This window comes from Pseudomonas sp. KH_040, assembly GCF_057839305.1.
The window spans coordinates 4,561,561-4,584,871 of the sequence record NZ_CM174487.1; the positions used below are offsets into that span (position 1 = coordinate 4,561,561).

At 58.7% G+C, this 23,311-nt stretch carries 23 protein-coding genes; 10 read left to right on the forward strand and 13 right to left on the reverse strand.

Annotated elements, in window-relative coordinates:
* Window positions 1-14: 14 nt before the first annotated feature.
* Genes AC3IUF_RS20250 through AC3IUF_RS20260 form a run of 3 tightly spaced genes read right to left on the reverse strand, consistent with a single transcriptional unit; the run spans window position 15 to window position 3,846 of the window.
* Window positions 15-1,097: a glycosyltransferase family 4 protein gene (locus tag AC3IUF_RS20250; RefSeq protein ID WP_489279142.1), complete on the reverse strand. Its 1,083-nt coding sequence runs from the start codon at window positions 1,095-1,097 to the stop codon at window positions 15-17.
* A gap of 40 nt (window positions 1,098-1,137) precedes the next feature.
* On the reverse strand, window positions 1,138-3,366 hold the full coding sequence (locus AC3IUF_RS20255; protein WP_007910534.1) for a polysaccharide biosynthesis tyrosine autokinase: 2,229 nt from the start codon (window positions 3,364-3,366) through the stop codon (window positions 1,138-1,140).
* Between the two features lie 39 nt (window positions 3,367-3,405).
* Window positions 3,406-3,846: a low molecular weight protein-tyrosine-phosphatase gene (locus AC3IUF_RS20260; RefSeq protein ID WP_007910532.1), complete on the reverse strand. Its 441-nt coding sequence runs from the start codon at window positions 3,844-3,846 to the stop codon at window positions 3,406-3,408.
* Window positions 3,847-4,139: 293 nt separating this feature from the next.
* Here AC3IUF_RS20260 and AC3IUF_RS20265 point away from each other — a divergent pair, with 293 nt between their 5' ends.
* Together AC3IUF_RS20265 and tal are read left to right on the forward strand one after the other, a co-directional pair.
* Window positions 4,140-5,096 (forward strand): glycosyl hydrolase family 5, encoded by a 957-nt coding sequence (locus AC3IUF_RS20265; protein ID WP_123377048.1) that lies wholly within the window; start codon window positions 4,140-4,142, stop codon window positions 5,094-5,096.
* Between the two features lie 202 nt (window positions 5,097-5,298).
* Window positions 5,299-6,225 (forward strand): transaldolase, encoded by a 927-nt coding sequence (gene tal, locus AC3IUF_RS20270; RefSeq protein ID WP_007910528.1) that lies wholly within the window; start codon window positions 5,299-5,301, stop codon window positions 6,223-6,225.
* A 216-nt stretch (window positions 6,226-6,441) separates the two neighbouring features.
* Here the strand turns inward: tal and rssC are convergent, their stop codons facing one another.
* Together rssC and rssB are read right to left on the reverse strand one after the other, a co-directional pair.
* The gene (rssC, locus tag AC3IUF_RS20275) at window positions 6,442-6,924 is read right to left on the reverse strand and encodes an anti-sigma factor antagonist RssC (RefSeq protein WP_003226553.1); all 483 of its coding nucleotides are present in this window, start codon (window positions 6,922-6,924) and stop codon (window positions 6,442-6,444) included.
* Window positions 6,924-8,105, reverse strand: a complete 1,182-nt coding sequence (rssB, locus tag AC3IUF_RS20280) for a two-component system response regulator RssB (protein ID WP_042705031.1) — start codon at window positions 8,103-8,105, stop codon at window positions 6,924-6,926. Before rssB ends, rssC begins: the two co-directional genes overlap by 1 nt.
* A 275-nt stretch (window positions 8,106-8,380) precedes the next feature.
* Between rssB and AC3IUF_RS20285 the strand changes: the two genes are divergently transcribed.
* Window positions 8,381-8,680 carry a PilZ domain-containing protein gene (locus AC3IUF_RS20285; RefSeq protein ID WP_123377049.1) on the forward strand — a complete coding sequence of 100 codons (300 nt, stop codon included), beginning with the start codon at window positions 8,381-8,383 and terminating at the stop codon, window positions 8,678-8,680.
* A 51-nt stretch (window positions 8,681-8,731) separates the two neighbouring features.
* On the opposite strand, the gene AC3IUF_RS20290 is transcribed toward AC3IUF_RS20285, so the two are convergent.
* Window positions 8,732-9,421: an MlaA family lipoprotein gene (locus tag AC3IUF_RS20290; protein ID WP_095114310.1), complete on the reverse strand. Its 690-nt coding sequence runs from the start codon at window positions 9,419-9,421 to the stop codon at window positions 8,732-8,734.
* A 198-nt stretch (window positions 9,422-9,619) separates the two neighbouring features.
* On the opposite strand from AC3IUF_RS20290, the gene pcrP reads away from it, so the two are divergent.
* Both pcrP and AC3IUF_RS20300 read left to right on the forward strand, forming a co-directional pair.
* On the forward strand, window positions 9,620-10,240 hold the full coding sequence (pcrP, locus tag AC3IUF_RS20295) for an HAD superfamily inactivated hydrolase PcrP (protein WP_489279145.1): 621 nt from the start codon (window positions 9,620-9,622) through the stop codon (window positions 10,238-10,240).
* A gap of 108 nt (window positions 10,241-10,348) precedes the next feature.
* Window positions 10,349-10,612, forward strand: coding sequence for a DUF4404 family protein (locus AC3IUF_RS20300; protein WP_007910520.1), 264 nt, complete (start codon window positions 10,349-10,351; stop codon window positions 10,610-10,612).
* Window positions 10,613-10,698: 86 nt separating this feature from the next.
* Here the strand turns inward: AC3IUF_RS20300 and queF are convergent, their stop codons facing one another.
* Both queF and copI read right to left on the reverse strand, forming a co-directional pair.
* On the reverse strand, window positions 10,699-11,529 hold the full coding sequence (gene queF, locus AC3IUF_RS20305; RefSeq protein ID WP_414915694.1) for an NADPH-dependent 7-cyano-7-deazaguanine reductase QueF: 831 nt from the start codon (window positions 11,527-11,529) through the stop codon (window positions 10,699-10,701).
* Window positions 11,530-11,590: 61 nt separating this feature from the next.
* Entirely contained in the window at window positions 11,591-12,118 is a 528-nt protein-coding gene (gene copI, locus AC3IUF_RS20310; RefSeq protein ID WP_414915693.1) for a copper-resistant cuproprotein CopI, read from the reverse strand.
* Between the two features lie 168 nt (window positions 12,119-12,286).
* Here copI and AC3IUF_RS20315 point away from each other — a divergent pair, with 168 nt between their 5' ends.
* Together AC3IUF_RS20315 and AC3IUF_RS20320 are read left to right on the forward strand one after the other, a co-directional pair.
* Window positions 12,287-12,967: a heavy metal response regulator transcription factor gene (locus AC3IUF_RS20315; RefSeq protein WP_007910514.1), complete on the forward strand. Its 681-nt coding sequence runs from the start codon at window positions 12,287-12,289 to the stop codon at window positions 12,965-12,967.
* Window positions 12,967-14,313 (forward strand): heavy metal sensor histidine kinase, encoded by a 1,347-nt coding sequence (locus AC3IUF_RS20320; protein ID WP_489279146.1) that lies wholly within the window; start codon window positions 12,967-12,969, stop codon window positions 14,311-14,313. Before AC3IUF_RS20315 ends, AC3IUF_RS20320 begins: the two co-directional genes overlap by 1 nt.
* Window positions 14,314-14,432: 119 nt before the next feature.
* Here AC3IUF_RS20320 and AC3IUF_RS20325 read toward each other — a convergent pair whose 3' ends face one another.
* From AC3IUF_RS20325 to AC3IUF_RS20335, 3 genes are all read right to left on the reverse strand, one after another.
* Window positions 14,433-15,677, reverse strand: a complete 1,245-nt coding sequence (locus AC3IUF_RS20325; RefSeq protein ID WP_034156425.1) for a lipoprotein-releasing ABC transporter permease subunit — start codon at window positions 15,675-15,677, stop codon at window positions 14,433-14,435.
* A 63-nt stretch (window positions 15,678-15,740) separates the two neighbouring features.
* A complete protein-coding gene (gene lolD, locus AC3IUF_RS20330; RefSeq protein WP_007910506.1) occupies window positions 15,741-16,439 on the reverse strand; it encodes a lipoprotein-releasing ABC transporter ATP-binding protein LolD in 699 nt (232 codons plus the stop codon).
* Complete coding sequence (locus AC3IUF_RS20335) at window positions 16,432-17,682, reverse strand: lipoprotein-releasing ABC transporter permease subunit (RefSeq protein ID WP_489279148.1); 1,251 nt, start codon at window positions 17,680-17,682, stop codon at window positions 16,432-16,434. Before AC3IUF_RS20335 ends, lolD begins: the two co-directional genes overlap by 8 nt.
* 94 nt (window positions 17,683-17,776) lie before the next feature.
* On the opposite strand from AC3IUF_RS20335, the gene AC3IUF_RS20340 reads away from it, so the two are divergent.
* Together AC3IUF_RS20340 and AC3IUF_RS20345 are read left to right on the forward strand one after the other, a co-directional pair.
* Complete coding sequence (locus AC3IUF_RS20340) at window positions 17,777-18,358, forward strand: PilZ domain-containing protein (protein ID WP_007910502.1); 582 nt, start codon at window positions 17,777-17,779, stop codon at window positions 18,356-18,358.
* 15 nt (window positions 18,359-18,373) lie between these two features.
* Window positions 18,374-19,096 (forward strand): glycerophosphodiester phosphodiesterase, encoded by a 723-nt coding sequence (locus tag AC3IUF_RS20345; protein WP_007910500.1) that lies wholly within the window; start codon window positions 18,374-18,376, stop codon window positions 19,094-19,096.
* 42 nt (window positions 19,097-19,138) lie between these two features.
* Here AC3IUF_RS20345 and sthA read toward each other — a convergent pair whose 3' ends face one another.
* Window positions 19,139-20,533, reverse strand: a complete 1,395-nt coding sequence (gene sthA, locus AC3IUF_RS20350) for a Si-specific NAD(P)(+) transhydrogenase (protein WP_007910498.1) — start codon at window positions 20,531-20,533, stop codon at window positions 19,139-19,141.
* Window positions 20,534-20,731: 198 nt separating this feature from the next.
* Window positions 20,732-21,718, reverse strand: coding sequence for an FAD:protein FMN transferase (locus AC3IUF_RS20355; RefSeq protein ID WP_176472377.1), 987 nt, complete (start codon window positions 21,716-21,718; stop codon window positions 20,732-20,734).
* 120 nt (window positions 21,719-21,838) lie between these two features.
* On the opposite strand from AC3IUF_RS20355, the gene AC3IUF_RS20360 reads away from it, so the two are divergent.
* Window positions 21,839-23,140: an MFS transporter gene (locus tag AC3IUF_RS20360; protein ID WP_016986740.1), complete on the forward strand. Its 1,302-nt coding sequence runs from the start codon at window positions 21,839-21,841 to the stop codon at window positions 23,138-23,140.
* The last annotated feature ends 171 nt before the right edge of the window (window positions 23,141-23,311 follow it).

The window sequence follows — 23,311 nt, forward strand, 5'->3', positions numbered from 1 at the left end:
TGCTTGAGTTCTACTTAAAAAGTGGGAGCGCGATACAGGTCGTAGGTCTGGCGAATCATCAACGCGGCACTGAAACGCTCGCGGACGATGCTCCGACCTTGGTTGCCGAGGTCGAGCAGGCGCGGCTTCTGGATGATCGTCAGGACATCGGCCAGCGCCTTGTGATCACCGGACGGGAAGACATAACCGGAGACTTCATTGGTGACCAGTTCAGGCAGCGACGTGCAGTTGCTGGCGATCACCGGCAAGCCCATGGCCATGCCTTCAAGCGGCACCATGGCGAAACCTTCCCAGCGACTCGGCACGATCAGCGCATCGGCTTGCTGATACAGCGCCTGCACTTCGCTCGGCGTGACCCATGGCAGGTATTCAACAGAGTCCATCGGCGGGCACTCCACCGCGTCCTCGTTCACCGCGCTGCCGACCACGGTCAGCTTCAAGTCTTTGCGCTGCACATTGGCGAAGGCCTTGAGCAACACGTCGAAGCCTTTCTGGTAATCGAGACGACCGACAAAGAGCAGATGAATCGGCTCGGGACTCGCCGCTTTCGGCGCGTCATCCTTGCGGTGAATGCCGTTGTAGATCAGCTTCATGCGCTTGCGCTCGATGCCGAAGCGTGCGGCTTTGTCGAGTTCGTACTGGCTGACACAAATGATCACGTCGGTGACTTTCTGCAGTACTCGCTCGATCCACGCATAGACTTTCTGCTTGGTCGGCGAGCTTTCCATCAGGAACGAAAACGCGTGCGGGCAGTAGACGATTTTCGGCTTGCGCCACGGTCGCAGCAGCACACACACGCAACGGCCGATCACCCCGGAAAAGGTGCTGTGCAAATGCACCACGTCGGGTTTTTCCTTGAGCATGACCTGGGTCAGGCGCCAGGCGAAACGCAGCAACGACGGTACATTGCGCCCGGTGCGCGGGAAGGTGCGGATCTGTTGCGCACCGATGCCGTGCAACTCTTTGGCCTGATCCTCCGGGACCAGATACACCAGCTCGTAGTTCGCCGCGTCGCCTTCCGGCGAAGCCGAAATCGTCCGGATAACGGTCGCGACGCCACCTTTGATCGTCTCTGCCACGTGCAGTATTTTTTTCACAAATCACCCACTTCAAACAGGAAAAAACAGTCGCTGACAGTCAGGATTTGTCGGACGCGTATTCGTAGTTGTAATAGCCGTAGCCGCCGTTGCCGTAGTAGCTGGCGGCGCGCTTCTCGACGCCGTTGAACACCGCGCCTTTGAGCTCGATGCCGTTCTGCGCGAAGCGGCGAATGGTCAGTTCGATCTCTTTGGCCGGGTTCACCCCGAAGCGCGTGACGATCAGGCTGATCCCGGCTTCACGGCCAACGATTGCCGCATCGGTCACCGCCAGCAGCGGCGGCGTATCGATGATCACCAGGTCGTAGCGCTCGCTCAGTTCCGCCAGCAGCTCGCGGAAGTTGGCGTGCATCAACAGTTCGGAAGGATTCGGCGGCACCTGACCACGACTGATGAAGTGCAGGTTGTCGACTTCGATTTTGTTGATCGCCTGATCGATACTGCAGCGCTTGACCAGCAGGTCGGACAAGCCGTTGGTGATCGGCGTGTTGAGGGTTTTGTGCAGGTGTCCTTTGCGCATGTCGGCATCGATCAGCACCACGCGCTGGCCGCTCAGGGCCATGACGGCGGCGAGGTTGGACGAGACGAAGGTCTTGCCGACCTGCGGGCTCGGCCCGGAAATCATGATGCGGTTGTTGGTCGAATCCAGTCCGGCGAAGTGCAGGCAGGTGCGCAGGCTGCGGATCGATTCGATCGACAGATCCGTCGGGTTACGCAGGGCCAGCAGGTACGCCGGTTTGTCGACACCGTCGCGGGCGCGGCCTTTTTTGTTGTCTTCTTCATCCTGCAAGGCGCTGTACGGAATCGACGCGTACACCGGCAAACCGAGTTGCTCGATGGCCTCAGGGCCTTCCAGACCACGGCTCAGGGATTTACGCAGCAGCACCAGCGCCACACCAACGAAGGCACCGAGGAAGGTGGCGATGATAACGATCAGAGCTTTTTTCGGTTTGACCGGACTGGTCAGGTCGACATCCGCCGCGTCGACCAGCCGCACGTTACCCACCGCGCCGGCACGGACGATGTCCAGCTCTTGGGATTTGTTCAGCAACTGCGTGTAGATCTGCGAGGCCACTTCGACATCGCGGGTCAGGTTGAGCAATTCCTGCTGTGTCGCGGGCAGATCGCCGACTTTGCCTTCCAGCGATTTCTGTTGCTGGGTCAGTTCGCCAATCTGGCTCATCAACGCGCGATAGGCCGGATGCTGCTTGGTGAACTTGCGATCCATCTCCGCCTGCTGCATTTTCAGCTCGGATATCCGCGTTTCCAGCGCTACCGACTGACCGAGCACCGATTGGGTTTCCAGCGAGATGTTCACGGTCTTGCCGTGGGTCTGGTAGGCGTTCAACGCATCGCTGGCCTTGGCCAGATCACGCTTGACCTGCGGCAACTGGCTTTGCAGGAAAGCCAGACTTTGCGCCGCTTCCGCCGAGGTGCGGCGCACGTTCTGATCGACGTACAGCGCAGCAATCTTGTTGAGGATCTTCACCGCTTCAGCGGCGTCGCTGCTGGCCAGCGCCAGTTTGATAATCCCCGATTCCTTGCCCTGCTCGGAGATGTCCAGCGCGTCCTGATAGCCTTGAATGGTCACGATTCGCGGGTTGCGCACCACTTCGAAACGCGTACCTGGGTTAGCCAACAATTGAGTGATCTGCCCTTCTACGCCATCCTGCGCGAAGGCTTCGCCCGCCGTGCCTTCTACCAGCAGGTTGTCGTTGTCATCGAGCAACTGGAAGCGCTTTTGTTCGCCAGCAATCAGGGTGAGTTTCTTGCCCAGCAGTTCTTTCGGCAGATTCAGCCGGGCAAACTCCAGGCGTTCACCACCCCAGGCGTAGCTGGTCAAACCGAAACGCGGCGCAGCGACGCTGGTCTCGGTCTCGCCGCGATAACGCCGGGCGAGAAAGCCGCCAATCATCGGGAAGGTGTTGGGGGTGACATCGATGTCCAGGCGCAAGTCGTCGACGGTTTTGCCGATCACCGCGCGGGATTTGATGATGCCGATTTCGGTCACCGACGGTGATTGCCCGCCGAGCATGCTATTGAGGTCGGAAAAACCTAGCATGTCGTTCTTTTTCGGCTCGACCTGCACCAGCGCATTCGCCAGGTACACGGGCGTGGCCAACACTGCATAGGCCACACCGGTGACCATAAAGGCGCCGGTGAGCGCGCCGATCAACCATTTCTGGTCGATCAAACTGCCGAATATGCCGAGAAGATCAATACTGTCTTGATCATTGTCGCGGGTGCCGATGACGGACGGTAACTGCATAAGTCTGTTCTTACCATTCATTGATCTGAAGAATATTTATCAACGCGCGAGGCGTTGCGCCCATGAGCTAACAGCATCTTCAATCAATGCATGGGCATGAATAAAAGCGGCCTTGCCTTGACGATACGGGTCTTGTATTTCGCGCTCGCTCTGCCACTTGCCGAGCAGAAACACTTTGCCTCTGGCGTGAGAGGCAATCTTCAGTACTTGATTAACATGCTGTTTTTCCATGACCAGAATCAGGTCTGATTCATTGACGATGTCGGCGGTCAGTTGCCGTGCCCTGAAGCCTTCGGCGCTATGCCCATGGTCTTCCAGCACTTGCCGGGCGGAAGCTTCGACACCTTCGCCAACCCGCGCCGACAGGCCTGCGGAGGAGACGGTGATCGCTGAAGGGGCCAGCGCGTTACGCAGCATCAGTTCTGCCGTCGGACTACGGCATATATTGCCCACGCAAACGACAAGGATCTTTCTGAACAAGGTTTTACTTTCCTGTGTAATGTCAAACGGCCAACATCTCGAGAGCAATTGAATGAACCCTCAAGATCTTCCTGCACTCAGAAATAGATTCGCCCTGTTAGTACCGAAGTATTAAGTACCACAGCGTTTAAAAGCCCCCAACCACAATTAGCGGACTAAAAATAACTGTGATTTTCGAGTGATTGTTTTCCGACAAAAAATAACATTCGTGCACTAAGTGCCATTACCTCACTCGAAAATTGAGAAACGAGATCATTTATTCGCAGTTGTCACTTCTCTTCGGGAGAACAGACATGAAATCAACACCTCTCAAAAAACTCGGCGCTTTGGCGTTAATGATGGCGGGGGCTACGACCCAGCTTCACGCCAGCGAGCTGTTTCCCAACCTTCCGGCCAAGAACATCGGCGTACAAGTAAAGATCCAGAACTTCACGGCCGCCGACGCCGCGCAGATCAAATCGGCTGGCTTCGGGTTTGTACGCTTCGGTGTGTGGAGCGACAGCCTGACGGCCAAGGCTTATCAGAAACAGGTCAGCGACGCCTTTGCGGTGGCGCAATCGGCGAGCCTGCCGGTGTTACTGACGGTCCGCGCGATCAAGCCGTTGCCGGCCACATCGAGCGCAGAGCTGACCTCCGCCGGTGAAGGCTTCGGCAACGCCGTGACAGGGCTGCAACAGTCGTACGGCAAGCAACTGGTGGCGATCGAGCTATGGAATGAACCCGATCTGGAAACCTACTGGCCGACAGGCAAGTTCGACACGACGTTTGTGCCGTTCATGAGCGGCGTGTGCAAGGCGTTGCAGGCGCAACCGCCATCGACACCGGTGATCGGCTACGGCTTCGCCCGCCCACCTAGCGCCGGCTCGGCTTCAACCGTGGCGCTGAACCGCATCGTCAGCGAATATCCCAAATGCCTGAGCGCGGTGTCCTATCACCCCTACGGCATGACCGCCACGCAGATCAGCAACGCGCAAAACTTCATTCAGCAAAACTTCCATCTGCCGGGGATCATCAGTGAATGGGGGATTTCGGCGCTCACCTCCAATGGCGGGCCGGAAGGACAAGCGAGCAAGATCAACGCGTTTATTGGCGATGTTAAAAAACTCAATATCCCGCTGACCTCCATCTACGAATGGAAGAACAGCGATTCCGGCAGTAACGATCGCGAGAAGAACTTCGGCCTGCTGACTTCTGACGGCCAGCCGAAACCGGCGCGCATGTCGGTCGAAGCCCTGTTGAACGCCGGGTAGTTCCTGGGCAACCGATCTGTACACAGGTCGGTTGCTTTGAACCTGTTGGCCGTTTTGGCATCGTATTCATCGATACCGCGCCCCGCCTTTCAAACAATTGTTTTCAGGTTGTTGCCGCAGGGGCCATCGATACACGCACCTACCCTTGAGTGGCCGTCAGCGCTCGGGTAATGTCATCAGACCCATAGGACAGAGCACGCCCATGACCTCCAAGCTGGAACAACTCAAACAATTCACCACCGTGGTTGCCGACACCGGCGACTTCGAAGCGATCGCCCGAGTCAAACCGGTCGACGCCACCACCAACCCTTCCCTGCTGCTCAAAGCGGCGGCCATTCCGGCCTACGCCGAGCTGCTGAACGCCTGCGTCAGCGACTGCAAGGGCGATGTCGGCCTGGCCAGTGACCGTTTCGGCGTCGCGGTGGGTCAGGAAATTCTCAAAGTGATCCCGGGCCGTATTTCCACCGAAGTGGATGCGCGCCTGTCGTTCGACAAGGATGCCGTGCTGAAACGCGCACATCGCTTGATCGAGCTGTACGACAAGGCCGGTATCGGTCGTGATCGCGTACTGATCAAGATCGCCTCGACCTGGGAAGGCATCCGCGCCGCCGAAGTATTGGAAAAGGAAGGCATTCAGACCAACCTGACCCTGCTGTTCTCCTTCGCACAGGCTGCCGCGTGCGCCGACGCGGGTGTGTTCCTGATTTCGCCATTCGTGGGCCGCATCTACGACTGGTACAAGAAGGCCAATGGCAACGACTACACCGGCGCCGATGATCCGGGCGTACAGTCGGTTACCCGCATCTACAATTACTACAAGTCCAATGACTACAAAACTGTGGTCATGGGCGCGAGCTTCCGTAACCTCAATCAGATCGAGCAACTGGCCGGCTGCGACCGCCTGACCATCAGCCCGGACCTGATCGACAAGCTGGCGGCCGATACCGGCAAGCTGGAGCGCAAACTGGCCCCAGGCAACGCCGGTGAAGCCCGTTTGAGCCTCAATGAAGCGCAGTTCCGCTGGTTGTCCAACGAAGACGCGATGGCCACCGAGAAACTGGCAGAGGGCATTCGTCAGTTTGCTCGCGATCAGGAGAAGCTTGAGGCGCTGTTGCAGGCCAAGCTGTGATTTGAGTGGGTGAAATGCAAAAAGGGCGAACCTTCACAGGTTCGCCCTTTTTTGTGTGCGCTGGATTACATCAGTGTTCTTGCGAGAGCTATCGCGAGCAGGCTCACTCCTACAGGGGATCTGTGGTCTGATCGCGATTGTGTGTCGAATGAAGAACCCTGTAGGAGTGAGCCTGCTCGCGATGAGGCCAGCAGGGCCTACCCTCAATTCAGCGGATCAATGCCGCTCGAGGGCATTCACCAGATCATGAAACGCTTCACGATTGGAATCGTTGAGGCCCATGAGGATCTTGTGCGCTTCGAGCACCTTGATCCGCACCACTTCTTCCGACTGGTCCTGATCCGGCAGGTCGTCCAGGCACTCCGGGCATGGCACCGGGTGATTGACGATGTTGAACACCTGCTCGAAGCCCATCGACTGCAGCAGACGGGTGATGTCTTCGTGGGTGGTGACGACGGTCGGCAGCAGGCCGACCTTCTGCCGCGACAGGATCGACAGTTTGGCCAACAGGCCCAATGTCGTGCTGTCGATGCTGCGGGTTTCGGTCAAATCGATCACGATCGCGTTGAAATTCAGCGCGGTGAAGATTTTCTCAATAGTCGCATCCAACGCCGAACACAGGGTCAGGCGAACTTCACCGACGAACTTCAGGACGAAGGTGCCGTCCTGCTCGGCGAACTGGATTCTACCGGTACTCATTAAAGATTCCTGCTCAACACCAACAGGGCGATATCATCCGGCATCTCCCCTAGCGTGGCCAATCCAAACACTTGCCGCAGACCATCCAGGCTGCCGCCCGCCGACTTCACCCGTTGAGGCAAAGCGGCTTCTTTTTCTTTGAGCGTAGGTTCTGGCAAAAGATCCAGAATGCCATCGGACATCAGCGTCAGGCTGAATGTCGGCGGCAGCTCAAGCACGTGGTCTTCGTAGGTGGCTTCATTGAACAGCCCCACCGGCAGACCACGCCCTTCGAGATAACGAACACTGTCAGGCGTGTACAACACAGGCAACGGCAGATGGCCGCCGATGCTATAGGTCAACAAACCGGTCTCCTCGTCGATGACTCCACCGACCATTGTGACGTGTTTACCCAGCTTACAACTGATCAGCCCCCGGTTGATATGACCAAGGACTTCCGAAGGCTTGAATTCCGGCAATGTGCCGTTGCGCTTGGATTCGAACAGCAAGCGCGTGGTCATGAACTTCAGCAGCACGGTGACGAAGGCTGAAGAGGCGCCATGACCGGAGACGTCCGCCAGGTAAAACGCGACCCGGCGCTCGTCGACACGGAAATAGTCGACAAAATCACCCGACAGGTACAACGACGGGATGATCTGGTGCGCGAACTTGAACTCGTCGATGCTCCACGGGCTTTCCGGCAGCATGTTCATCTGCACCTGGCGACCGGCGTTCTGGTCTTCCTGGAGCAGGTTGAGGCTGGCCTCAAGCTCGCGGTTGGCCTTTTCCAGCTTCTCGCGGTAGCGCTGGTTTTCCACCAGCAGGCGCGCACGATCCAGGGCCCGGCGCACAGAGTGCTCGAGCACAGCCAGATCTTCGAGAGGCTTGATCAGGTAGTCCGCCGCGCCCAGGCGCAGAGCCTCGACCGCGTCGTTCATCACGCCGGCACCCGACACCACGATCACCGGCGTCTGCGGTGAACGCTCGGTAACCTGACGGATCAGTTCGAGACCGCCCATCTGCGGCATGCGCAGATCGCAGATGACCAAGTCGGGCTGTTCTTGCTCGAATACCTGAAGACCCTGTTGGCCGTTGCTGGCCTGCAGGACGCTGAAACCACTGTCTTCCAAATAGGCCGCGAGGCTCGCGCGCACTACTTCGTCATCATCGATTATCAGCAGCGTGGCACTGGTTTTTGGCATGTGGGCAAACGGCGCCAGAATTAGGTTGGCGTAGTTGGCGGGGCATCGGGCCCTGCGCAGACTACTGGATTCGCTTTCTAGCCTCTCTGCTGCACCGCTTTCGAGCATTGTCTGCAAACGCGGTTACATCAGAGGTGCCCTTCTAAGGCGCAGACGGTACTCCCATCCGCAGAGCGTTTCAAGCATGCGCCGATGGTCGCTTGACGACTTTACTTGTCAAATCACCGAGAGTTATAAGAACAGCTCAAACCGTAACCCAATGGAAGGACGTAACCATGAGTCAAACCAGTCGGGACTACAGCGAAAAGCGCGATTTCATCCGCATGCGGGTCGATGCCGATATCGTGTTGATTCATGAAGGCGATCAGATTTCAGGGGTGTGCATCGACCTCTCCAGCAGTGGCATGCAGGTCGAAGCGCCGCGTCGGTTCGCGGTCGGCGACCGTTTGAGCGTACGCATCGACTCCGATCTCGCCGCACTCCGCGGCCTTGAGGCAGAGACCGAAGTGGTCTGGGTCAGTGCACAGGATGGCGGCGGCCAAAAGCTCGGCCTGACCATCCTGAAGATGAAATAGCTACACACAAAAAAGGCGACCCTGAGGTCGCCTTGTTTTTATCGGTCGAGATTAAAAATCGTCTTCGACCTGGCCATCCTTCACCTTGAACTCGCGGTTCTGCAAGTAGGCATTGCGGATGAAGGTGTATTTGTCGCCGCTGATCAGCTTCTCGCTCGACAGCAGGCTGGCGCGGGTATCGACGATGTTCAGACCGAAGATCGAGTTACGCGTAGGCACGTGGTCGATGTAGCGGTACATACCGGTGTAGCTGTCGACGTATTTCGACGGTGCGTCACGCAAGGTGCTCGGACCCATCAGCGGCAGCATCACATACGGACCGCTGCCGACGCCCCAGTAACCGAGAGTCTGACCGAAGTCTTCGTCGCTACGGTTCAGGCCCATCTTGGTGCCGACATCGAAGAAACCGAGCAGGCCGAAGGTGGTGTTGAAGATCAGGCGAGCGGTGTCGACGCCAGCGGCAGCCGGTTTGGCTTGCAGGATGTTGTTGGCAAGGTTGGTGACGTCACCGACGTTGCGAAACATGTTGTGGATGCCGTCTTCGAGGAACTGCGGTGTGACGAACTCATAGCCCTGCGCCAATGGCTTCAGCGCGTAAGTATCAACGAAGTCGTTGAACTGGAAAATTGGACGGTTAACGCTTTCCCAAGGGTCTTCTTCCGTTGCCGCCTGAGTGGCGAACGGAGCCAGCAACAGGCCGGCACATACACAAAGCTGAGCGAGCGGATTGCTCCAGCGCATAGAAAAACTCCTTGGAATGGTACTGTCGCGGACCTCTGGGCCCGGCTATTCAGGTCGCTAGTATAAGCGTAAAAGCCCGTTTGGACAGTCCGCGCAATGCAGCAGTCTGTAGGACGCTTCGTGCATCGCCCTTCACACCGCTGTCATCCAACTGTCACTGATACGCCCTAGCCTGATCGTTATTTCAGGGATGTTGCCATGACACACGCCGAAACCTTGCCCGTCGCCGCGCCCAGACTGACTGCGGTACTGTTTGGACTCAGCGGTTGCCTGGTGGATTTCGGTGCCCGCGCCCGGCAACAGACGATCGCCCTGCCTGAATACGCTGAGGCCACGCCGGGCGCGCTCGACAGTCTGCACAGTTTGCAGCGCCAGCAGATTCCCTGCGCCTGGCTGGATGAACTGTCCCCTGCCCTCGCCCAATCGTTGTCGGCCTCACTGCCGACGTGGATCAAACCTGCGCAACATTCGGCAACAATCAATCCATGGCCTGCACCGAACGCTTGCTGGCAGGCCCTGATGGACCTGAACGTCAGCAGTCTGGACGGCTGCGTATTGGTCAGTGGTGAGCCGCGCTTGCTGCAATCGGGCCTTAACGCCGGTCTGTGGACGATCGGCCTCGCCTCCTGCGGCTCGCTGTGCGGCCTGGCGCCGGGCGAATGGCAAGCGCTGAGCCAGAAAGAACGCGAACAACTGCGTGGCAAGGCGACGATGCAGTTGTTCGGCCTCGGCGTGCATTCGGTTATCGATCACTTGGGTGAACTCGACACCTGCCTGGCCGACATCAGCCTGCGCCGTCACAAAGGCGAAAAGCCCTGATCGGGATCATGCAGGTTTGCCGGGAGTGGATTAATCTAAAGGTCAGCCATAGACCTTTGGCGCGCGGCTGCGGTCAATGCCAGTGCCTATTGATAAAAGGAAAACACCATGCCCGCCCAAGAACTGCAAAAACAGCTCGATACCCTGCGCGAGCAGCTGGAGCAGAATCCGCCGCTGTCGGAAGCCGAGCGTGAGGATTTGCATGCGCTGATGGCGCAGATTGAATCCGAAATTCAACTGGAGACTGCCACGCAAGACGCCAGCATCGCTGACGGCGTCAATCTGGCGGTTGATCGCTTTGAACTCGAACATCCGGCCATTGCCGGCACCCTGCGCAACATCGTTAATGCGCTGGGCAGCATGGGGATCTGATTCTCCCCGAAACGCAAAAAGCCCTGCCATCACTGGCAGGGCTTTTTCATTTCAACTTTGGCAATGCGTTCCCCTACAGTTGATCTTTATTGACGCACGAGGCGGTGATTCGGCAGCTGTACGCTTTCGGTGCTGCGATATGGGTTGATGTCCAATCCACCGCGACGCACGTAACGTGCAAACACCGTGAGTTTCTCCGGTTTCAGCAAGCGCTGCAGATCAAGGAAAATCCGCTCCACACACTGCTCATGGAAGTCTGAGTGCTGGCGGAAGCTGACGATGTATTCGAGCAAACTGGCGTGATCCAGTGCCGATCCACGATATTCCACCACCACCGTGCCCCAGTCCGGCTGACTGGTCACCGGGCAATTGGATTTGAGCAGATGGCTATACACCGTCTCCTCGACGATCCGCGACTCATCGCAACGCAGCAATTCCGGGCGCGGATGCTCGTAGTTGCTGACGCTGATATCCAGATCATCGATGCACACGCCCGGCAACGCCACAACGCCTTCCGCTTCAACGTCCTTGAGGCTGCGAACGCGCACCCCCACCGGTTTGCCGGCGGCAGCCGACAGATCCTTGATCAGGGTCGCTTCCAAGGATGCCACGTCGGCAAACGCCGTCTGGTTCAGCGAGTTCAAATACAGCTTGAACGACTTCGATTCGATGATGTTCGGCGAATCCGCCGGGATGCTGAATTCGCCGATCGCCACCACCGGTTTACCCGACGGCAGCAGCCACGACAACTCGAAGCAGTTCCAGAAATCCACACCTTTATACGGCAGGGTGTCGGCGGTCAGGCCCAGTTCGGCCCATTTCGCGGTGCGCGGAATCGGGAACAGCAGGGACGGCGTGTACGTGGCGATGTATTCGCTGGATTTGCCCAGCGGCGAGTGTTCGGCTGCGGGATGCATGGCGGAAACCTGACTGAATAATCAGCGGATTCTACCAGCCTTTGCCCGCGCCTTTGAGTGCTTACTGACTGACCGTCAGTTTGCCGACCATGCCCGCCTGATAATGCCCGGGAATATTGCAGGCAAATTCCAGACTGGTGGCCTTGCTGAAGGTCCAGGTCAACTCAGCGGTTTGGCCCGGCTCGACCAGCACGCTGTTCGGATCGTCATGTTTCATGCCATGGCCCATCGCTGCGTGATCCATGCCGGCCATATCGTGGGACATTTCCTTCATGCCGGTAGGCGTAAGCATGCCGCTTTGCTGCATCTGCAACATTTCCTGCTGGTGTTTGGCGTGCATCGCCGCGTCACCGAGGTTGAATTCGTGCAGCAGTTGGCCTTTATTCACCAGCACAAAGCGAACGGTCTCACCGGCCTTGATCTGAATGGTCTTGGGATCGAAGGACATATCGCCCATCACCACTTCAATGCTGCGCGAGGCTTTGGCGGCAGGCGCTGGCTGGCCGAAATCATAGGTGTGCGCGGGAGCTGCAAACACCGACGAACTCATTGCCAACAAACAGAAGGCCAGGGATTGGCGTAAAAACATGGTCGTACTCCAACAAGATAAGGTTCAGCTTATGGGAAACTTTAGCCGGCCTGCGCTGGCATCTACCTGACAGGCAGATTACAACTTTGTCAGGTTGACGTTTGTCGCCAGCGCTCACGGTATAAAGCTTTCGTGACTACAACACCCCCGAACCCACCCGAGTCGCCCATGAAACTGTTGATCGTCGAAGACCAAGCGAAAACCGGCCAATACCTGCGTCAGGGCCTGACCGAGGCCGGGTTCAATACGGAACTGGTGGCCGACGGCAACAGTGGTCAGCATCTGGCGCTGAGTGGTGATTACGCGCTGCTGATCCTCGACGTGATGCTGCCAGGGCGCAGTGGCTGGCAGATCCTGCAAGCGGTGCGCAGCGCCGGGCTGGATACGCCGGTACTTTTTCTGACAGCCAAAGACGCCGTAGAGGACAGGGTTCACGGCCTCGAACTGGGCGCCGACGACTACCTGGTCAAACCGTTCGCCTTCTCCGAACTGCTGGCGCGGGTACGTAGCCTGTTGCGTCGCGGCAGTGCTACAACCCAGGAAACCAGCCTGCAACTGGCCGATTTGCGCCTGGATCTGATCCGTCGCCGCGTCGAACGCAGCGGCCAGCGCATCGACCTGACGGCAAAGGAATTCGCACTATTGGAAATGCTCCTGCGTCGCCAAGGCGAAGTGCTGCCAAAGTCGCTGATCGCTTCACAGGTCTGGGACATGAATTTCGACAGCGATACCAATGTCATCGAAGTGGCGATCCGCCGTTTGCGCCTGAAGATCGACGACGAATTCCCCAACAAACTGATCCACACCGTGCGCGGCATGGGTTACGTGCTCGAAGAGCGTGGCGCCTGATGCGCCGATTGTCCCTGAGTTCGCGCCTGGCCTTGTTGTTTGCCGCTTGCACCGCTGTGGTTTCGCTGTTCGCCGGGGTGTTGTTCAACCGCGCCAGCGAAGCGCACTTTATCGAACTCGACCAGCAACAACTGGACGGCAAGCTGATCGGCCTGCGCCGCGCCTTGCAGGATCTTCAGCCCGGTCAACGTGAAGCACGGCTGGCGGATGAGCTGAGCCGTCAGGCCGATCTGTCGTTGCGCATTACCGGCACTGACGGCCAGCGCTGGTATGACAGTTCGACGCAAATCCCCAAGGATTTGCCGCAACAATCCGGCCTGTCGACCATCAGCCATGACGGCACCGATTACCGCGTGTTTAACGCCCCGCTCTACCCGGACAAAGCCGATTCACCGCAACTGTCCTTGTTGCTGGACATCACCCATCACCAACACTTCCTGCAACGCATGCAGCACCTGATCTGGCTGACCGTCGGGTTGTCAGCGCTGGCGACGGCGTTGCTCGGTGCCTGGGCCGCACGCAGCGGCTTACGGCCATTGCGACGCATGAGTGCAGTCGCCCGTGGGATTTCCGCACAATCGCTGAATGCGCGACTGCCCGAAGCGCAAATGCCGCCAGAACTTGCGGAAATGGCCCGCAGCTTCAACGCCATGCTCGCACGCCTCGACGACTCGTTTCAGCGGCTCTCGGCGTTTTCCGCCGACATTGCCCATGAGTTGCGTACACCACTGTCGAACCTGCTGACCCACACTCAGGTCACCCTCACCCGCCCCCGGCCGATCGAGGACTACCGCGAAGCGCTGCACAGCAACCTCGAAGAACTGCAATGGATGGCACAACTGGTCAACGACATGTTGTATCTGGCCAAGGCCGATCATGGCTTGCTGATGCCCAAGCGGGAACCGCTGGAACTGGCGGATGAAACAGATGTGCTTTTGGAATTTTTTGCGCCGCTGGCGGAGGACGCCGGGGTCAAACTGACGCGTGAGGGCAATGCGCGGATCGAGGGTGATCGCAGTATGTTGCGCCGGGCCTTGTCGAATCTGCTGGATAACGCGCTGCGGTTTACCCCGGCTGAGGGCGATGTGAGCTTGCGGATCGTTGATCAACCGAACGCGGTACGCATTTCAGTCGAGAACAGTGGCGAGGGGATTTCTGCGGAGTTGTTGCCACGCCTGTTTGATCGATTTTATCGGGCCGATCCGGCGCGGCAGGAAGGCAGCAGTGAGCATGCGGGATTGGGATTGGCGATTACTCAGTCCATCGTCCGTGCCCATGGTGGGCAGATTCATTGCGAATCAGAGGCGGGATGGACGCGGTTTGTGATTGAGTTGCCTCGAACCTGATCGTTCCCACGCTCTGCGTGGGAATGCAGCCCGGGACGCTCCGCGTCCCTTCCAGAGCCGAACGCGGAGCGTCCGTTGAGGCGTTCCCACGCAGAGCGTGGGAACGAGCATGGAGTCGCTTACGAATATCTCAGGGCGTGAGCCGGCTCGATCTTCGCCGCCCGCCACGCCGGATACACCGTCGCCAGGAAGCTCAGAATAAAGCCCGCCGAGCAAATCAACAGCACATCCCCACCCTGCAATTCCGACGGCAAATTGCTGACGAAATACACATCCGAACTGAAGATGTGCTGCCCGCTGACTCGCTCGATCCAGCCGACGATCTGACTGACATTCAGCGCGGCGATCACGCCCAACACGCCGCCAATGATCGTACCGACAATGCCGATCACCGTGCCCTGCACCATGAAAATCGCCATGATCTGCCGGGGCGTCGCGCCGATGGTACGCAGGATCGCGATGTCCGCGCCCTTGTCGTTCACCACCATGATCAGGGTCGCGATGATGTTGAACGCCGCCACCGCGACGATCATCAGCAACAGCAGGCCGATCATGGTTTTTTCCATTTTCATCGCGCTGAACAGGCTGCCCTGGGTGTGGGTCCAGTCGTCAGCCTTGAAGTCCGCGCCCAACCCGGCAGCGATATCCGAGGAGACTTTCGGTGCGGCGTACAGGTCTTTGACCGCCAGACGCACACTCTGAACCTGATTCGGCTCCCAATGCTGCATGGTCGCGGCATCGGCGACGTGGATCAGGCCCATGGAGCCGTCCAGCTCAGCGCCGACCTTGAACACACCGACCACGTTCAGACGCTGCATGCGCGGGGTGATGCCGCCCGGCGCAGTACTGACTTCCGGGACGATCAGGGTGATCTTGTCGCCGACATTGAGGCGGAAACGCCGCGCAGTGATTTCGCCAATCACCACGCCGAACTCGCCGGGTTTCAAGGCATCCAGACGGCCCTGCACAATGTGCTGGGCAACGATGGAAACCTTGCCTTCCTGCGCCGGATCAACGCCGCTGATCTGGATCGGCTGCATCAACCCCTTGTAAGACAGCATGCCTTCCATCTCAGTGAACGGCACGGCGGCAGTCACCTCAGGATTCTTCATCGCGGCGGCGGCGACCGGCTGCCAATCATCTATCGGCTTGACGCCAACGATGGTCGCGTGCGGCACCATGCCGAGGATGCGCGAGCTCATTTCGCGCTGGAAGCCGTTCATCACCGACAACACCACGATCATCGCCAGCACGCCGAGGGCGAGGCCGATCATCGAGGTCATCGAAATGAACGAAACAAAGCGATTGCGGCGCTTGGCGCGGGTATAGCGCGTGCCGATAAAGATCGATAACGGTCTGAACATTCGCTGGGGCACCGTATAAAAATAAAAGACCCGACGCCTTTGCAGGCGCCAGGTTTCAGCCAATCAGATAGGCGTGAGGCAACCTTCTTGCAGGTGCAGTACGCGATCCATCTGGCGGGCCAGGTTCATGTCGTGAGTCACCACCAGGAACGCCGTGCGCATCGAGGTGCTGAGTTCCAGCATCAAATCCTGAATGCCCTGGGCGGTGTGGGAGTCGAGGTTGCCGGTTGGCTCATCGAGCATCACCAGGCCTGGCTTGTTCACCAGGGCGCGAGCGATGGCCACACGTTGACGCTCGCCACCGGACAGTTCCGCCGGCTTGTGCTCCAGACGATGACCGAGGCCAACGCGCTCCAGCAGTGCCGTGGCACGCTGACGGGCTTCCGGGATCGGCGTCTTGCCGATCAGCAGCGGCATGCAGACGTTTTCCAGTGCGGTGAATTCCGGCAGCAAGTGGTGGAACTGGTAAACGAAACCGAGCGCACGGTTACGCAACAGGCCACGCTTCTTCTCGCTCAGTGCCGACAACTCTTCGCCGTCGAGCCAGACGCTGCCCTTGGTCGGCGTGTCCAGACCACCAAGCAGGTTGAGCAAGGTACTTTTGCCCGAACCCGAGGTGCCGACGATCGCCACACGCTCGCCCGGGTGCAACTCCAGTTGCAGGCCGGCCAATACCTCTACCGATTCCGGGCCTTCCTCGTAGGATTTGCCCAGATTACGGCAGCTCAAGATTGCTTGTTCACTCATGCCCGACTCACTCATAACGTAGCGCCTCCGCCGGCTGGGTGCGCGCGGCACGCCAGGCGGGATACAGGGTGGCGAGGAAACTCAGAACCAACGCCGCCGCGCAGACCATGACCACATCCTGGCTCTGCACCTGCGACGGAAGATAATCAATGAAATACACGTCAGCATTAAGGAATTTGTGGCCGATCAGGCCTTCCAGTGCCGAGATCGCGGCGCTGACATTAAGCGCCGCGAAAATCCCGACCACCGCACCAATCGCCGTGCCGACCACACCGATCACCGTGCCTTGCACCATGAACGTGCGCATGATCGTGCCCGGCGTCGCGCCCAAGGTGCGCAGAATGGCGATGTCGCCCTTCTTGTCGTTGACCACCATCACCAGCGTGGAAATGATGTTGAACGCCGCTACGGCGACAATCAGCAGCAACAGCAGACCGATCATGGCTTTTTCCATGCGGATCGCCTGATACAGATTGCCGTGGGTGCGCGTCCAGTCGCGGGCGTAGTAATGATCTTCGCCGAGTTGCTGGGCGATGTTCCATGCCACGCGTGGTGCCTGGAACAGGTCGTCGAACTTCAGGCGGATGCCCTGCACCTGATCAGGCTTCCAGCGGTGCATCTTCGCCAGATCCTGCAGGTTGGTGACGCCCAGATAGCCATCGAGTTCGCCGGCGCCGACATGAAAAATGCCGACCACGGTGAAGCGCTTCATGCGCGGGAACATCCCGGCCGGAGTCACGCTGACCTCCGGCGCGACGAAGGTGACCTTGTCACCGATGCCCACGCCGAGCTTGGTCGCGGCCTTGTCGCCGATGACGATGCCGAAGCTGCCCGGCGTCAACTCGTCGAGTTTGCCCTGCTTCATGAAGTTGTCGATGATCGACACGTTGCGCTCGAGCGCAGGGTCGATGGCGTTGAGCAACACCTTGGACACCTGACCGTTATTGGTCAGCAGGCCCTGCATCTGGGTGAACGGCGCAACCGCCGTCACCTGCGGGTTCTGCTTGACCTTGTTGGCCAGACTTTGCCAATCGTTGATCGGCTCAGTGGATTCAATGGTCGCGTGGGGCACCATGCCCAGCACGCGGGTGCGCATCTCATGATCGAAGCCGTTCATCACCGAGAGCACGACGATCATCACGACCACGCCAAGGGCGAGCCCGATCATCGAAGTCAGGGAAATGAATGACACAAAATGATTGCGACGCTTTGCACGGGTATAACGCGTGCCGATAAATACGAAGAGAGGTCTGAACATGTCGGGGCTTGTTCGGAGGGAAAAGGAACGTCCTTGTGGCGGGGGTCGATAACCAGCTTTACACTCAGACCACCGCCGCTACCATGGGTTCGCCATGTCGACATTAGATGAAGAAGATCGCCGCGAATACTACCGTATCGAGGACACGATCGCACTGGAAATTCGGCCCCTGTCCGCTCCCGAAGCCGCAGGCCAGGAAGTGTTGCAGGATGCTTCCCCGCTGTTCAACCTGCTCAGTGAACTGCACCTGAGCGAATTCGAGTCGCAGCACCTGTTGCGCCAGATCAGCGAGCGCGACCGGGCCATCGCCGCGTTCCTGAAATCGCAGAACAAACGCATAGACCTGCTCAGCCAAGTGGTCGCCCTGACTGTGCTCGGCCATATCGGCGAGCCGCAACCGGTGATCATTTCCGAGGGGGGGATCGACTTCCAGCACCCGACGCCGATTGCCACCGGCGCACACCTGTCGGTGAAACTGGTGCTGATGCCGCAAGCGCTGGGCCTGCTGCTGCGCGCCCGCGTCACCCATTGCGATCGCAAGGGCGAAGGTTATGACATAGGCACCGAGTTCGAACACTTGACCGACGCCCAACGCCAGTTGCTCGCCCGCTACATCTTGCAGAAGCAGGCCCAGGAACGACGTCTGGCCCGAGAACAGAACGAATCAGGCATTTAAATTTAAGGAAGAACCGTGACCCTCATCTACGGCCACCGCGGCGCCAAGGGCGAAGCACCGGAAAACACCCTGAGCAGCTTTCAGGAATGTCTCAAGCACGGCGTGCGCCGCTGCGAACTGGATCTGCACCTGTCCAAGGACGGCGAGTTGATGGTCATCCACGACCCGACCCTCAAGCGCACCACGGAACGGCGTGGCAAGGTCGTCGAGCACACCGCGGCCGAGCTGGTGACTTACGACGCGCGCAAGGGCGGTCCTGGCTGGATCAAACCCTGCCCGATTCCGACACTGGAAGAGCTGTTCGAAAAATGCGATTTCGAGCACTGGCAACTGGAAGTCAAAAGCGCTTCGCGTACTCGCGCAGCAACCACCGTGCTGGCGATTCGTGAAATGGCCCAACGGCATGGCCTGCTCGACAAGGTGACGATCACCTCGAGTTCGCGGGAAGTGCTGAAAGCGGCGCTGGATCTGGTGCCGGACGTGTCGCGCGGACTGGTGGCCGAATACGCCTGGCTCGACCCGCTGAAGGTCGCGGCCAGCTATGGCTGTGAGATTCTTGCGCTGAACTGGACGCTGTGTACGCCGGAACGCCTGCAGAAGGCGCAGCGTCAGGGGCTGCATGTGTCGGTGTGGACCGTCAACGAGCCTGCGCTGATGCGCAGACTCGCCGACTTCGGCGTTGACAGCCTGATTACAGACTTTCCCGGTTTGGCCACTGCCACCCTCGAGAATTGCTGAAATCGGTCTCCCCGGCCGGCTCAGGCCACCGGCCGGAGCCCGTCAAAAAAGCCGGTTGAGGCCGTCGTACGCTGCTACCCGATAGGCTTCAGCCATGGTCGGGTAGTTGAACGTGGTGTTGACGAAGTACTTCAGGGTGTTCAGTTCGCCCGGCTGGTTCATGATCGCCTGACCGATGTGGACGATCTCCGACGCCTGATAACCGAAGCAGTGAACGCCCAGCACTTCCAGGGTTTCACGGTGGAACAGGATTTTCAGCATGCCTTGCGGCTCGCCGGCGATCTGTGCACGCGCCATGCTCTTGAAGAACGCCTTGCCGACTTCGTACGGCACTTTGGCCTGGGTCAGTTCCTGCTCGTTCTTGCCGATCGAGCTGATCTCCGGAATGGTGTAGATGCCGGTCGGCACGTCATTCACAAAGCGCCAGCTACCGTTATCAACAATGCTGCCAGCAGCCGAACGACCCTGGTCGTGGGCGGCACTGGCCAGGCTCGGCCAGCCGATCACGTCACCGGCACCGTAGATGTTCGGCACGCAGGTGCGGTACGCCTCGTCGACTTCGATCTGGCCACGGCTGTTGACCTTGACGCCGATGTTTTCCAGACCCAGCGTGTCGGTGTTGCCGGTACGGCCGTTGCACCAGAGCAAGGCGTCGGCCTTGATCTTCTTGCCGGACTTCAGGTGCAGGATCACCCCGTTGTCGACGCCTTCAACGCGATCGTAATCTTCGTTGTGGCGCACGGTGATGTTGTTGTTGCTGAAGTGGTAGCTCAACGCCTGGGAGATTTCCGAGTCGAGGAAGCTCAGCAACTGACCACGGTTGTCGACCAGCTCGACCAGTACACCCAGACCGCTGAAGATCGATGCGTATTCGCAACCGATCACGCCGGCGCCGTAAACGATCAGTTTGCGCGGGGTGTGATTGAGGCTGAGGATGGTGTCGCTATCGTAGATACGCGGGTGGTGGAAATCGATGTCCGCCGGACGATAAGGACGCGAGCCAGTGGCGATGATGATGTGCTTGGCCACCAGTTTTTCGACCACACCGTTGGCGCAGACCACTTCGATGGTTTGCTCGTCGGCGAAACTGCCGGTGCCGAAGAACACGTCGACGCGGTTACGGGCGTAGTAGCCGGTACGCGAAGCGACTTGTTTGGAAATAACCTTTTCAGCGCTTTTCAACACGTCCGGGAAGGAGAACCAGCGTGGCTCGCCGATCGCCCGGAACATAGGATTAGTGTTGAACTGCATGATCTGCCGCACCGAGTGACGCAGTGCCTTGGACGGGATGGTGCCGAGGTGGGTGCAGTTGCCGCCGACCTGGCGACGGCTGTCGACCATCGCGACCTTGCGCCCTGCTTTGGCGGCGTTCATTGCCGCGCCTTCTCCCGCCGGGCCGGAACCCAGCACCACCACGTCGTAGTTGTAGACAGCCATGCGTACTCCTCAGAACAGGCCGCGGTGCCAGCAGCACCGGCGGCTAAATCACGCCGAACGGCGGCGCGAAGGAACAATTGGGGGGTCAATCAAGAACCCGGACACAGTCTATAGAAGCGTCAACGCCGCGCACATTAACCCTTGGTCGCGTCGTAGGCTACTTTTGCCTGCACTACAACGCCAGCTTTCGTATTGTTCTCAGTCAGTTTTTTCGCCACTGAGGCGTTCGAAAGCCTTGTTGGTGCGGACGACAAAACCTGTATCGGCACGAATCACAAAGAATGCACCAATGTCATGCTTTTCGGCATAGTCCCAGGCCCTTTCAGGGCCGAGAATCAACAACAGCGTCGATAGTCCATCGGCCATCAACGCTGAAGGATGAATCACCGTGACTGACGCCAGATCGTGTAGGACAGGTGCACCGGTGTGCGCATCGAAAGTGTGGGAATAGCGCCGACCGTCCTGCAGGAAATAGTTGCGGTAGTCGCCGGAGGTGGAAACGCTGTAGCCGTCGACATTGATGATGCGCTCGGCGACCTGTTGATCGTCACGGGGCTCTTCGAGAGCAATGCGCCACGGTGAGCCATCAAGCTTTCTGCCTTTGGCTTTCAACTCACCCGTGGCTTCAGCGAGGTAATCGTGGATACCCAGGGCGTCGAGTCTGGCCGCGATGGTGTCGACGGCATAACCGGCGGCGATGCTATTGAAGTCGACCTCGACGGCGGCGTCTTTGCACAATTGATCGCCATTGACGTGCAGGTGCTGATGGCCGACCCGCTGCATCACTTCGGCCAGCGCAGCGGCGTCAGGGACTTTCTCCTCGCGGCCTTGTGGGCCGAACCCCCAGAGGTTCATCAGCGGTTCGACGGTCAGGTCGTAGGAGCCCTCGCTTTGCGCTGACAGTTGTTCGCCAGTTCGGACCAATTCGAGTACCGACCCAGGCATTTTCTGACAGCTGTTGGCGGGCAAAGCGTTGAAGCGCTCGATATCCGAATCATTGCGATAGGTGGACAACTGTCGATCGACTTCGCCGAGGATGCCCTCCACTTCACTGCGAACCTGAGTTGATTCAGGCATGCCGGCGTGGCGTACGTACTTGATTGAATACGTACTGCCCATGGTAGGCCCGCCGAAGCTTTCCATGGACTCGCCATTACCGCAGCCAGCCAATACGCCAGCCAGCATCACAAGCCAAAACAAGCGTCCAGTGAACAATTATTCATCTCTCCGTAAAACCGCGGCGGCCATTATGAATTAAAGGATCTGCAACATCTTTATACAAAATCCAATAGCGAGTACCTGAACATGTCCTCCACCACGGGCAAAGGCAAAGCGATCTTTCGCGTTGTCAGCGGCAACTTTCTCGAAATGTTCGACTTCATGGTCTACGGCTTTTACGCCACGGCCATCGCCAAAACCTTCTTCCCCACCGACAGTGCCTTCGCTTCGCTGATGCTTTCACTGGCCACGTTTGGTGCCGGTTTTCTGATGCGTCCGCTGGGGGCGATTTTCCTCGGCGCCTACATCGACCGTCATGGCCGTCGCCAAGGCTTGATCATCACGTTGGCGTTGATGGCTGCCGGCACGGTGCTGATTGCCTGCGTTCCGGGCTATGCGACCCTTGGCGTCGCTGCGCCATTAATCGTACTGTTCGGTCGCTTGTTGCAAGGCTTCTCGGCCGGCGTGGAGCTGGGTGGTGTGTCGGTGTATCTGGCAGAGATCGCCACACCGGGCCGCAAGGGCTTCTTCGTCAGTTGGCAGTCGGCGAGTCAGCAAGCGGCAGTGGTCTTCGCCGGATTGCTCGGTGTGGGTCTCAACCATTGGCTGAGCCCGGAACAGATGGGTGACTGGGGCTGGCGCGTGCCATTCCTGATCGGCTGCATGATTGTGCCGGTCATTTTCGTGATCCGTCGCTCACTGGAGGAAACCCCAGAGTTCCAGGCCAGAAAACATCGCCCTACCCTGCGGGAAATCGTCCGCTCGATCGGTCAGAACTTTGGCATCGTCATCGCAGGCATGGCACTGGTGGTGATGACCACTGTTTCTTTCTACCTGATCACCGCGTACACCCCGACATTCGGCAAGGCTGAACTGCACCTGTCGGACTTCGACGCGTTGCTGGTTACCGTGTGCATTGGCCTTTCTAATTTTTTCTGGTTGCCGGTGATGGGTTCAGTGTCCGACAAGATCGGACGTAAACCCCTACTGCTCGCGGCGACGATTCTGGCGATTCTGACGGCCTACCCTGCCCTGTCGTGGCTGGTGGCGAACCCGAGTTTCAGCCATTTGCTGATCGTCGAGTTGTGGCTGTCGTTCCTGTATGGCTCGTACAACGGCGCGATGGTGGTGGCGCTGACCGAGATCATGCCGGTTGAAGTGCGCACGACCGGCTTCTCGCTGGCCTACAGCCTGGCGACAGCGACGTTCGGCGGGTTTACCCCGGCGGCGTGTACGTATCTGATTCATGTGCTGGATAACAAGGCTGCGCCGGGGATCTGGCTCAGTGGTGCGGCGGTGCTGGGGTTGATTGCGACGCTGGTGTTGTTCCGGGGCAATAAGCATGAACTGCGCACGGCGCAGGCAGCCATACCCGGCGGCGCCCGATAGGACGCCATCGCTGGCAAGCCAGCTCCCACAAGTTTATTTGGCGGTTACACGATTGCATTCACACCCCAAGACCCTGTGGGAGCTGGCTTGCCAGCGATGAGGCCGCAACAGTCAATCGAGATTTAGCAGGCATAAAAAAACGCCCCGACCTAGGTCGGGGCGTTTTCATGT